Origin of the sequence: Pedobacter kyonggii, assembly GCF_004310665.1 — a bacterium.
Taxonomy (GTDB): Bacteria; Bacteroidota; Bacteroidia; order Sphingobacteriales; family Sphingobacteriaceae; genus Pedobacter; species Pedobacter kyonggii.
The window spans coordinates 135,612-147,381 of the sequence record NZ_SIXF01000001.1; the positions used below are offsets into that span (position 1 = coordinate 135,612).

Annotated in this window: 12 protein-coding genes; 4 read left to right on the top strand and 8 right to left on the bottom strand. The window is 38.3% G+C overall.

Going from position 1 to position 11,770, the window contains the following annotated elements; translation table 11 throughout:
- Positions 1-246 precede the first annotated feature (246 nt).
- Positions 247-861: a hypothetical protein gene (locus tag EYS08_RS00525; protein WP_131027924.1), complete on the top strand. Its 615-nt coding sequence runs from the start codon at positions 247-249 to the stop codon at positions 859-861.
- A gap of 70 nt (positions 862-931) precedes the next feature.
- Here EYS08_RS00525 and EYS08_RS00530 read toward each other — a convergent pair whose 3' ends face one another.
- From EYS08_RS00530 to EYS08_RS00540, 3 genes are read right to left on the bottom strand one after another with little or no spacing between them, the layout of a single operon-like run.
- On the bottom strand, positions 932-1,990 hold the full coding sequence (locus EYS08_RS00530) for an aldo/keto reductase (RefSeq protein ID WP_244215819.1): 1,059 nt from the start codon (positions 1,988-1,990) through the stop codon (positions 932-934).
- A gap of 1 nt (position 1,991) precedes the next feature.
- The gene (locus tag EYS08_RS00535; protein ID WP_131027925.1) at positions 1,992-2,330 is read right to left on the bottom strand and encodes an L-rhamnose mutarotase; all 339 of its coding nucleotides are present in this window, start codon (positions 2,328-2,330) and stop codon (positions 1,992-1,994) included.
- Between the two features lie 28 nt (positions 2,331-2,358).
- Positions 2,359-3,876: an alpha-L-fucosidase gene (locus EYS08_RS00540; RefSeq protein WP_131027926.1), complete on the bottom strand. Its 1,518-nt coding sequence runs from the start codon at positions 3,874-3,876 to the stop codon at positions 2,359-2,361.
- Between the two features lie 517 nt (positions 3,877-4,393).
- Between EYS08_RS00540 and EYS08_RS00545 the strand changes: the two genes are divergently transcribed.
- The 3 genes from EYS08_RS00545 to EYS08_RS00555 all read left to right on the top strand — a co-directional run bounded on the left by EYS08_RS00545 (position 4,394) and on the right by EYS08_RS00555 (position 7,419).
- Positions 4,394-4,807 carry a VOC family protein gene (locus EYS08_RS00545; RefSeq protein WP_131027927.1) on the top strand — a complete coding sequence of 138 codons (414 nt, stop codon included), beginning with the start codon at positions 4,394-4,396 and terminating at the stop codon, positions 4,805-4,807.
- A 218-nt stretch (positions 4,808-5,025) separates the two neighbouring features.
- The gene (locus EYS08_RS00550) at positions 5,026-6,888 is read left to right on the top strand and encodes a right-handed parallel beta-helix repeat-containing protein (RefSeq protein WP_131027928.1); all 1,863 of its coding nucleotides are present in this window, start codon (positions 5,026-5,028) and stop codon (positions 6,886-6,888) included.
- A gap of 279 nt (positions 6,889-7,167) precedes the next feature.
- Complete coding sequence (locus EYS08_RS00555) at positions 7,168-7,419, top strand: hypothetical protein (RefSeq protein WP_131027929.1); 252 nt, start codon at positions 7,168-7,170, stop codon at positions 7,417-7,419.
- A gap of 88 nt (positions 7,420-7,507) precedes the next feature.
- Here the strand turns inward: EYS08_RS00555 and EYS08_RS00560 are convergent, their stop codons facing one another.
- The 5 genes from EYS08_RS00560 to EYS08_RS00580 all read right to left on the bottom strand — a co-directional run bounded on the left by EYS08_RS00560 (position 7,508) and on the right by EYS08_RS00580 (position 11,755).
- Positions 7,508-7,960: a DUF2059 domain-containing protein gene (locus EYS08_RS00560; RefSeq protein ID WP_131027930.1), complete on the bottom strand. Its 453-nt coding sequence runs from the start codon at positions 7,958-7,960 to the stop codon at positions 7,508-7,510.
- A 158-nt stretch (positions 7,961-8,118) separates the two neighbouring features.
- Positions 8,119-8,985 (bottom strand): hypothetical protein, encoded by an 867-nt coding sequence (locus EYS08_RS00565; RefSeq protein WP_131027931.1) that lies wholly within the window; start codon positions 8,983-8,985, stop codon positions 8,119-8,121.
- Between the two features lie 3 nt (positions 8,986-8,988).
- Positions 8,989-9,126 (bottom strand): hypothetical protein, encoded by a 138-nt coding sequence (locus EYS08_RS25610; RefSeq protein WP_165456335.1) that lies wholly within the window; start codon positions 9,124-9,126, stop codon positions 8,989-8,991.
- A gap of 1,120 nt (positions 9,127-10,246) precedes the next feature.
- Positions 10,247-10,981, bottom strand: coding sequence for a metallophosphoesterase family protein (locus EYS08_RS00575; RefSeq protein WP_131027932.1), 735 nt, complete (start codon positions 10,979-10,981; stop codon positions 10,247-10,249).
- 3 nt (positions 10,982-10,984) lie between these two features.
- Positions 10,985-11,755 (bottom strand): metallophosphoesterase family protein, encoded by a 771-nt coding sequence (locus EYS08_RS00580; RefSeq protein ID WP_131027933.1) that lies wholly within the window; start codon positions 11,753-11,755, stop codon positions 10,985-10,987.
- Positions 11,756-11,770 lie beyond the last annotated feature (15 nt).

An 11,770-nucleotide genomic window follows, 5' to 3' on the forward strand; every position in this document is an offset into this window, starting at 1 on the left:
ACCGTATTGAGGAATTTAGATTATAACAGTTGAGTGGTTAGGTCCCAGGTTTAAAAAATCGAAAGTTCGGGTGAAAGATCTGCTGCCGACCTTCCAGATAACAACGACGCTTTACTTACTCAATTAACCAAAGGTTCAATTGCAGAGAAAAATGGCTTAAAGAAAGGTGATATTATCAATATGTTGTAGCGTCTATCGGTATATCTACGTTTTATGAGGAGCAATTAATCTAAAAACCACTCACCTATGAAAAACCTACTTTTTCTTTTTGTAGCCTTTGCACTTGTTTCATGTAAAAAATCGGAAAGATATGGTCCGCTGAACTTAAAAAACGGACAGGAAGTTGAACTGCTGGTAAGCCCTCGTTATGCTGCAGATAATGATGTGCTTTTAAAGTTACCTGGCAATGTAGATGCTGGTGCTTCACTATCGGGTTTTGACCAAAGAGAGCCCGGCTATACTTACCGTGTCAAAGCCCGATTCAACCGCGATAAAGAGCCACTTCAAGACGGGCCTGAATACTACTTTATTTTCGAAAAGATAATTAGCAAAGTGCAGTATAAAGGAACTGAATCTTTCACCGTACAATTTATTACCAATTACGCTGTTGGCGGACCAAATATCAGACTAAGCAAAACAGGAAACGATTATTATCTGATTCCAGATAAGTTACAGCTCACTTACGCAGACAGTACCATACAGAATGAACTTGAAGAAATTTGGCTAAATGTACAAGAAATCCGTGCAAACTGGCAAAAAGGGCAACGGCCAAAATGGAAGGCCATTAAAGCAACAGTGGTGCACGATCCGCAGAAGTTTGGGAAGGCTTATTTGGTACAACAGATACAATTCATTGATTAACAGAAAATACAAAAGGAGAATGTTCGAAAACCATTCTCCTTTTGGTTTTAAGTAAAACCCAAGATTTATATTATCTAGATACTGTATTAAATGATTCCGTTTCGATTAATCCACGGTGCTGCATTTCAGTCCAAAATTGCAAGGGCAGTTCTTTTGCGGCAAGGGCAACGTTGGTGGCAACTTTCTCAGGCCTTGTGGTATTTAAGGCAATACTTTTCACCCCGGGAAACTGGAAAGAGAAATTAAAACAGGCTTCAGCCGGAAGCACATCAAACTCATCACAAACTTTAAAAAATTCGTTCCTCCAATCGAGTAGTGCTTTTCCCGATACTGTATCAGGATCAACCTGCTGATAATTGAAAAAATCGCCCCCTGTTAAAAACCCTCCGTTAAACACCGCCGAGTTAATTACCTGTATGTTCTTTTGATTTAGCTGTTTTACAAAATCTACCAGTGCTTTAGGATGTGATTTTAAGGTTAAACTATTGGCAATCATCACCCAGTCCAGTGCTATATCTTTTGTGATCAGTTCGATCACTTTCCAGTCTTTTGCACCTATCCCCACAGAAGACACCAAACCAGCTGACTTTAGCTCTCCTAATGCCCCATAGGCTTCAATAATGTGCTGATACCTTTCCTCGTAATCCGATCTGTTATCAGCCGCCAACAGATATTCGTCCGGATCATGTACAGAAACCATTTGGGCATGATAATCGCCTAGCAAATGATTACCCTGTTCAAAACATTTCATTATCCCCTCATAACTGATCATCTGTACGGCATCATACCCGATATTTTTCCATATACCTGGTTCAAATGTTGGCTCAGGAGTCAAAAGTTCTGTTCTATACCAGCCAAGCTTATTGCTGATCACCACATTTTCTTTATTAACATTTAAATCAGCAAGGCATTTCCCTAATGATTCAAGCGCTAGGCCAGCTCCATATTTACCAGCGGTATCAAAAAATGCAACTGGCTTGGCCGATTTTACACAAGCCTCTACAATAGCCAACTTTACAGAATAATCAGTGGCCTGATAAAGATTGCCCAAACTGCTTGTTCCAAAAACAACAGCGGGTAGCTCAAGATCAATCTGTTCAGTGTGCATGTGCCCGTTCGGGTTTTTCATATCACAATTCGTTTAGCTTAAATATATTTTTCATCAGTAGCCACTTTTCTCCAGGCTTTGCCAATGGCAATGCCTGCTGATATTTCCACATCAGTTCTTCCCACTCTTTCACCTTAGGGTTAGCAACATCCATGGCTGCTTTTTTTTCAAAACTGAAATCATCCTCAGTTTCCATAATCATGAACAAACGGTTTGAAATACGGTATATTTCCATTTCCAAAACCCCCGATTCGATAATACTCCGCTTAATTTCAGGCCAACCATTAAGGTGATAAGCTTCATACTCCGCTATGAGTTTTGAATCATCAACAAGATCCAGTGCTAAACAATATCTTTTCATTTTTCACTTTAAATGTGAGCTGCTCTCCCTATTTTTTGAATTCTATTTTGAAACCAGTTACCAACCAGGCCGGGTAATCTGCAGGTTTGCTAATTACAAGTGCATCATCTTCCTGCACCCACTTTAATTTACTTTTACTGCCCAGCATCGTAACCGAAGTAATGGGTTTCTCCAGGTATTTCGATTTGCGTCCAAGTAGGGTCATCCTGATGCTTTCATTTGGCACATTTAAACAGAAAGCAAAAAGATTGCCCTCCTTTGTGGTATACCTGATATCGGTAGATTGATATTCACCAGAATCGGTTAAGCCACCAAAGTGGCCCTTTTTCTGGTTTGATTTAATGGTAGATGGGCCTTCTCCATATGCTTTCCATGGTCTTGATGCATAAATACCTTCTCCATTCAATTTGGTCCAGTCGCCAATTTCTGTAACAATTTTAACAACATCCGGCTCCAAGTCTCCCTCTGGAGTCTGTACAACATTGATCAAAAGATTCCCGTTTTTACTTACAATATCGACCAAAAGCTGGGCAATTTCATTTGCACTTTTATATTTCTGCCCGGTTCTATAATACCAATCTCCTATTGAAGTATCGGTTTGCCATGGAAATGGGCTGATCGAATCCAATACTCCGCGTTCTACATCTTGTGCCCATTTACCTTCAGATGGCTCTTTCGGTGTATATACTGCCTCAAGTTTGCCTTTATTTTTGGCCATATCCTGATTGTAGTAGTGCGCAACCATTTTACGCCCTATATCTTCAAAAGGAAGTTTACTATCCGAATAAAGCAGGTCGGGGTGATAATTATCTACCAGTTCGTTAACATTTTCCAACCATTGTTTATGCCAGCCCGGATTATTGGTCAACCACTCTTTCATGTCGGCCGAATCAGCAGGTAAATGATAAAGATCAGAATATTTCGGATCGTGCCCGTCATAAGCAATCCCTGCAAATTGACCTGTTTTGTCTGCACCATGACTTGGCTGAAACCAGTTAAAACTGGCCGCCAGATGCTCCGAAACGCCAAAACGGAGTCCTTCTTTTTTAGCCGCTTTTTGCCATAAACCCACAACATCTTTTTTTGGCCCCATGTTTACCGAATTCCATTTATGGATTTTGGAGTTCCATAGAAAGAAATTATCATGATGCGAGCCCATGGTTACAAAATATTTGGCCCCGGCCTTTTTATATAAGGCCATCAACTGCTCAGGGTTCCATTTCTCTGCTTTCCATAAAGCAATAATATCTTTGTAGCCAAATTTAGATGGCGTATCATAAGTTGCCACGTGGTACTTATTCTGCGCACTGCCCTGAACATACATATTCTTGGCATACCAATCACCCTGTCTGGGAACTGCCTGAGGGCCCCAATGCGACCAGATTCCAAACTTGGCATCTCTGAACCAGTCTGGATATTTATACTGCTTTAAGGATTCATCAGTAGGTTTAAAAATCCCCTGTTCTACTTTATCCGTTTTTTGTTGTGCCTTTAGGTTTAAGCCTAGGGAACACGCCATAAGGCCAACTAATACTATTTTTTTCATCTACCTTATATTTGGTTTTAATCAAAAATAGGCAACTCATCCGCTCAATTCTTGAGATAATTAGACTATTTGTTGTAAAAATCCGACATTTAAGACATAATCAAAAAAGCATTATAGAACACCTTTTCCTTGCTGAATGTAGATTATGTACTCAGCCCGGTCGATTGATTTATTCTGAAATTGCTATCCAAATCGATCTTGATTCTCTTTCTTAATTTCGAATCATTTAAGAAACTCATCGGCATATCGCCGAGTACCTATAAAAAACCAATTGTACAGCAGGTTAAGTATGGGTGATTAAAAACCGATGATGGCATAAAAGCATCACTTTAAAAGATCTCTCCATTTCGTTGCCCTTCAGTCGAGATGGCGACATAGCGCTGCGGTCTTTGCGGTTAAAAAAGATGATATATTAGCAATGAAAAAAGTCGCGTTTAACCCCTTAACTTGTCGTTTTTGCACATTAACAGCTGGGTAGCTTTATAATACCTTTGAATAAATAAAATCAGAAAACAATATGGCAACTCAAATTTTTGTGAACCTATCTGTTAGCGACCTTAACAAGTCGGTAGCGTTTTTCACCAAACTTGGTTATACTTTTAACCCACAGTTTACCAATGAGAAAGCAACCTGCATGATCATTAGCGATACCATTTATGTAATGCTGCTCACCAAACCCTTTTTCCAAACTTTTACCCAAAAAGAAATCATTGATGCCCACAAAGCAATAGAAACCTCCATTGCCTTATCGGCCGACAGTAAAGATGCTGTTAACGAAATGGTAGAAAAAGCTGTAGCGGCTGGTGCCTCAATACCTAATCCGGCTACCGATTATGGCTTTATGTACCAACATAGTTTCGACGATCTTGATGGCCACCATTGGGAATATGTATGGATGGATCCGAATGGAGCACCTGAGCACCAGGGATAATTATATTTAACGTTAATAAAAAGGGTAAGTGACGGATTTTTCGTGCTTGCCCTTTTTTGTTGGGGATTATTCGATATGTGGTAGGTACCTTAAAGCGAAATAGGGTGACAGCTTAAATGCGGAACGGGCGGCCATTTTGGCCGAAATGTCCAAATACTAACTTTAACCTTTGATCTTACAAGTATATTTCGCTAATTTCAGAAATCAAAAGATGTTATATGAACCAATTTATCTTCGTGGAGAATGTTCCGCAGTTAAGAAATTTATCAGTTGAAGAGATAGCCGGTCTGGAAAGCGGACAATATTTAGGAGTGACGTTATTGGGTTATTACGAAAAAGATGATACACCCTATCCAATAAATTACTTCTTAACTGATACAATCGAAGAAGACGATGGCGGTAGCGTTTTTAACATAGGAGGTATTAAGTTAAAACATAATTTTGAGGGGCAAGTAGATGTTCAATATTTTGGAGCAGTTGCTAACGCGTTAGTGGATAATGCGGGTGCAATTACAAAGTGCATCGAGGTTTGTTTGTCAGTGTCTATTAGTAAATCTTATTACATAAGTGCAGATAATGATAATTCGGGGATCCAATTAAAGAGTAATAGCAAACTTGTTTTCAATCCTCTTGGGGAAATAGTAGCACTCCCCTCGTCATCTCCCAATTATAGATTACTAAATATTTATAACATAAGAAATGTGCGAATAGTAAATCCACGAATTGTGGGGGAGCGAGTCCATCACGTTGGAATCTCAGGAGAATGGGGCCATGGAATCTCGATAACAAATTCGGAAGACATTGTTATAGAAAATCCCGTGATTAGCAATTGTTGGGGCGATGGCATTTACATAGGAAATCAGTATTGGGATGCAACTTCGACAATTTCGACGAATAAAGTTACCATAAATAATGCTTTCATTGACAATGTCCGTAGGAACGGTATCTCTATTACATCAACGAAAAATGTAACATTAAATAACCCGAGAATATTCAATACCAATGGAGCTGCCCCCGAGGCTGGAATAGATATTGAACCAGAGGGATTGGACGGGATGCCGATTGTGATCGATAAAATAGTAATTAACGATCCGCTTACTTCCAACAATGTTGGGTCAGGTATCATGTTGTTTTTCACTAACGACATTACTATAGAAAATAACCCTAACATTGATATTTCAATTTCAAGGCATATCGATGACAGCAGTAAGCATGGTTTTTTCATACCTAATGTGCGCGATGGTTTAGTGGGAAGTATCAATTTACTAAATCCAGTTTGGCAAAATAATAAACAGGGTGCGTTGTTGATATCAAACTTTGGAAAGGAAGGAACGTTGGCTCTCAATATTCTCAATCCAATATTAACGAATTGGAATACCTCACGTAGCGATTTTTTTTATTACAGGAATGGTATAAATATTATTAAAGAAGATCCGGTTAATGCCTATCGAAATGTAGGAATCAATATTCACAATTTGACAATAAGAAAAACGGAGGTTGGAGATGATACAACGATTCCGATTGTAATAGATAGTACAAACCCAAATATAAAATCTATATATCTATCCATCTTAGATTCCGATGTAAAATATATACAGGCTAAAAAGGGATTAGTGCTTTCTGATATCAGAAATATTCTAAAAGGATTCTATTGGGAGACTTCGACGGCTGTCCAGATTGTAACCTATGGCAGATTTTATACGGTGTATACAAATCTTGGCTTGTCAGATAATCCTATATATTATATTAGAAATGAACAGTACACGGAGGGACAACGCATAAGTTTTCTCGTTGAAAGCAGTAATTGGATGACAATAGTTTCTGATGCAAATAACATCTTACCAAGTGTTGTTGGAGGGAACTTATCATCTCGAGAAATCGGAAGCAAATTAACACTTGAGTATCATAATAATTATTGGTTTATTGCTGAGCAAATTGGACAATGGACTAATACAAAAAGAGCAAATGATATGCTTTTGATAACTCCTGACGAACCTCTTGTAAATTTAAAAGATGATCTCGTTTGGATAAATCCAACGAACAAAGAAATAAAGGTATATAAATCCGGTAGCTGGATTTAAGTTAATATTACAAATTGATAACGAATAGTATCTCTTACATAGTTTCTTATTGTAGTTTGGTTTTTCATAAGTAGAATTTTTCCAAAAAAATGAGAAGATATCACCTTAGGAGTTTCGGCTATTTTATTGAATATACAAGTATGCGATTGGAGAATATGAACAAAACAAGCAGGCTAGAAATTCAAGTGTATCGAAAGATTTAAAAATTGTAGGCATGATAAGGATGTGGTAAAAACCTGTTTGATTGGATATATGCAATCACATACCTTTCCCATGTGGATGAAAAAAATAAATGACTGGATATCGGCAGAAATAAGCTTAGCTCACGATTCAACCTTAAGCTGGGATGATGGCGACATTCTAACAGAAGTAAGTTTGAACAGCAAATTTAGCAATCTATTATGGGTATTTCAGGGAAATGGCTGCTCGTTCCGTTTCAAAGCGACACATCATTCCGCTTCAAACTGGTTCTTTCCCACTTTCGGTAGTGAAATTGACCCAAATGAAATTCGCTTAAAAAAGCGGTTGTAAAGTACTGTGGATGGACCAAGGATCATCCATTTCTGGTATAGCATTTAGCCTACCACCAAAAGTGGGGAAGAACCGGTATCGTTAGCAGCTATTCTTTCAAATACCCCTTCTCCTTAAGCCTGTCTACCACTTTTTGGCCTACTTGCTTACCCCACTCCTGACCTGCAAGCATGGATTCCTGAGTAATCAGAGGTGTTTTTTCAGCGAATTTTTTACCTGCAGGTGTCTCATAAAAAGCAATTACACCTAGAAGATCTGCTTCTGTTAAATGCTTCTGGTATATTGGCAAAACCAGGTTAACAAGCTGATCTATTGCATTTTTATTTACTTCAATAGTAAACTCATCCCAAAACTCTTTAGGAACATTTGATTGCTGCTGTTTAAACATAAAAACCATTTGATCTAAAATACCTTTGTAAGCAGCCTCTGAACCTGATACTTGTATTAGTTTTGTTAATGATGATTTGTAACTATTATTCTCCTGACTAAAAGAAAAAGTTGTAACAAACGTGAGTAGCAATGTTAGAATAGATATTTTCATGTTTTTTTTCGGTAAAAATATAGGTTTTTTACCCAGGTAATCCAAGACTTATGCTTAATACTCCGATTCTCAGCAACGATTCCGATTGATCCTGTTTGAGTTCCTTTTATTTCGCTAAAATTTGGTCTTATCGGGATGTTAAGATCAATTAATTGTTCCTATTTCAAGAAATTGAACTTCTTTATGTATTCTTTTTTAATCTCAATCAATATTACGCCATTAGCGCCTTTAACGCCATATATCGCTGTTGTCTTTGCATCTTTTAGTACTTCTATTTTCTCGATCCAATCAGGCGATATTTCATTCATCCTGGAAGAATCGATGATACAGCTTTTATTACCGCCGTAAACATAGTAAAGCGGCTTTTGATTTATTGATACTGTTGAAACGGCCCCCAGCATGATCATGCGCTCAGCACTTAACTTCACCACAATTTTGTCATTGATGTAAGTCTCCACCTTCGAAAAGCCTGGCACATTAAAGACGAACTTAGATAAGGCATCTTTATCAGGTATACTAAGTTCAAATGTGCCCGTTGTATCTGTTATGGCCAACACCTTTTCATCACCCTTTTTCCTGATCTCTACTCCGCTTAACGGATGGCCATTTAAATTATTCACTACCCTACCTGTAATCAAAATAACTAAAGGAGGTGGTGTATGTGATAACTCAATCGATGATGAAGAAGGTTTAGGATGTTGATCCTTATTCACTATAGCAGATTTTAAATTTTGTGCCTGAGCCGGGCTAACCATAAATGTACTTAAAGCAAATGGTACTAACCAATGCCAGTTAAGCCTTGATGAAGGCAAAACAAGATCCCGATTTAACTGACTGGCAAGTACCCGTCCACAAACATTATCATTTTTATTTTGAAAGAAATCGATTAGTTCTCTATCCGATTTGGCCGTAAGATCCAGAATATTTTTTTCGCAAAGGCTACAATGATGGTTCCCATCCGCTCGCTCGATGTCGCTCCATTGTTGTGCACATGGCTTGGTTAATACCAATTGAATACTTTTCATGCTTTAGGTTTTTAGAGAAGATGCACTAAAGTATAATATTCCATAATACAAGCAGTCAGCACCATTCTTGGAGTTATAGAGCTTTCCTGCATCTGCTTCGATATCGGAAATTAACTGTTTTACCTTCTCAAATTTTTCCATGATTTTATTTTTTTATAATTTTCAATTAATTACTTCTTGCTCATTAAATTAGCACCCGCAATCAGTCCTATCAAATTACTATAAATGTCGATTACAAATATTTTTCTTGTTCTAATCAGTGGACTGGGTGTTCTTCACGGTTTCCTCATTTCAATGTACTTTCTAGTGGCTAAAAAGGGATTAGCAGTCGCTAATAGACTACTAAGTTTTCTCTTTCTTGTATTATCGTTTCGAATAGGCAAGTCCATCATACTGAAATTTGCCGATCACATTCACCTTGAACTGATATTTATAGGTCTAGCTTCCCTGTTGCTTATAGGGCCGCTTTTTTATTTTTACGCTAAATCTTTACTAGATAGATGGCAAAAACCTGGCATATAGTTCGGCTATTTCAACTTTTGATTATTGGGTGGCCCATAATAAGCTCCCTGTGCATGCGCAAAAAAACAGGTCATTTGATTCAGATAGGAAAGATGGGACATCTGTGACCATAAAAGAAGTTAGGGACGATCTTAGTTCTGTTGTCCTTGTAACCATTATTAATGGTGGCCACACCTGGCCCGGCAGAGATCCATTTAATATTGGTTATCCACTCGGCCAAACAACAAATGACCTGGATATCAATGAATACATGTGGAATTTCTTTAAAAAATCATCTAAGTGGCGTTGATATGGTTACCTGAAATTATGGTTTTGATTTTCGCCTGCTCAATGTTTCCTGTGAAATATTGAGATAAGTCGCCACCATTTTGTTTGATAAACGCTGAGCAATTTTCGTGTTAATATCTAGTAATTTTTTATACCTCTCTGTAAGTAAAAACCCCATCCTATTGCTATAATTGGGGTTTTTTAATTCTTCACAGGCTGTGAAGTTGAGCTCCCTCTGCTGGGCTCCCTTCGTCTGCGCTCAAGATAAACTTCCAGCCCAGCCCTAAATGCAAAAAACCCACAACTTTCGTTGCGGGTTTTGGCTCCCGAGCCTATTTATTTTTCCAGAAATCTACTTGATGACCTTACTAGAATTTCAAGGATTGATGAAAATGAATTAGAATAATGTAATTATTGAGATAATTAATTAAAAAAATCGAAATTTAGCACAAAAAAATTCATTAAAAATCATCTACTTGGCCTCTCTTAGCGATTGGGCAAATTCATTAGGAAGTGGACTGTCTTCGATTGATTTTGCAGAGGCTTCCACATCATATTCAACTCTTCTGAATGCTACCTTTAGGCGATTACTGGTTAATGTTGTAGTGTCATTATCTATTGTGACCATTACATAACATCCCCTTGGATCACCATCCTTAGGTTTTCCAATCGAGCCAAGATTGACAACGTGTTTGAATCTGCCATCAGTTTGTATAATGCGATGGTATGGCTTATGTGAATGCCCCACAAAAAGTAGATCAGCATCCGCTTCCTTCATCATCTGTAATACATAATTTTCATCTGTGTCCACTAGCACATATTCATCAATATGTCGAGTACTTCCATGTGCAAATACCAGGTTGAACTTTTCGTTATTCATTTTAAATTCAAGTTTGATATGAGCTGGAAGTGTCCTTAAATATTCTCTGTTATCTTCACGGATCAAATGATATGCGTATTTCTTGCCTGGTTCAATATGGCTTTCTGCATTAGTGATTATGTTTTCAACCTTTTCATCGTGATTGCCCTTAAGCGTAGGTATGCCCCGTCTCCTTATTTCATCAATCACTTCATTAGGGTATATGTGGTAACCAACCAAATCTCCGAGGCAATAAACAGCATCAGGTCTTTGACTGTCCATATCTTTTAGCATAGCTTGGAAAGCTAGAAGATTAGCATGTATATCAGAAAAAAGCGCTATCCTCATGGCCTATCCGTTGCGTAACATGTCTGCATACTCGTTTGGCAATGGACTGTCTTCCACCGCTTTCGCCGCTTTTTCTATATCATATTCAAAACGGATAAACTCAACTTTAATACTGTCCTTATCAGTGACCGTGCTGTCGGGATTAATGGTCAGGATGACATATCCGCCCCGAGGGTCTTTATCCTTTGGCTTGCCAACCGAACCAATGTTTATTGCATGCCTGAAATGATCACTGCCATCCGTTCCAGAATTTAAAATGCGGTGATAAGGTTGGTGGGTATGACCAAAACACATAATGTCGGCTTCTGCCTGCTCCAAGATCCTTAACATGCTTTTCTCATCACGATCCTCAAAGAGGTATTCATTTACCTTTCTTGGGCTGCCGTGTACAAAAAGGATATTGCGCTTGTCATGGTTAAGCTGATATTCCAATCTGATATGGGCAGGTAGCGTTCTGAGGTAAGCACGCTGTTTATCTTTTACCACTTCATTTGTGTAGGAAATGGAAACTTTTCCCATTGCTTTTTCTTCATCGGTCTTATAGGCACAACCGCAATCGTCACTTGAACGGCCAATGCCCCAATCATAATTCCCTGCTATGGTGGGAATGCCTCGTTTTCGGATTTCATCAATCACCTCATTCGGCCAGATGTTATAGCCGACAAGGTCGCCCAAACAATAGATGGCATCGGTATTTCTGGTTTCAACGTCTTTAAAGAATGCTTCCAGCGCCGGAAGATTGGCATGGATGTCAGAGAATAAAGCAATTTTCATAATATAGTTGTTGGT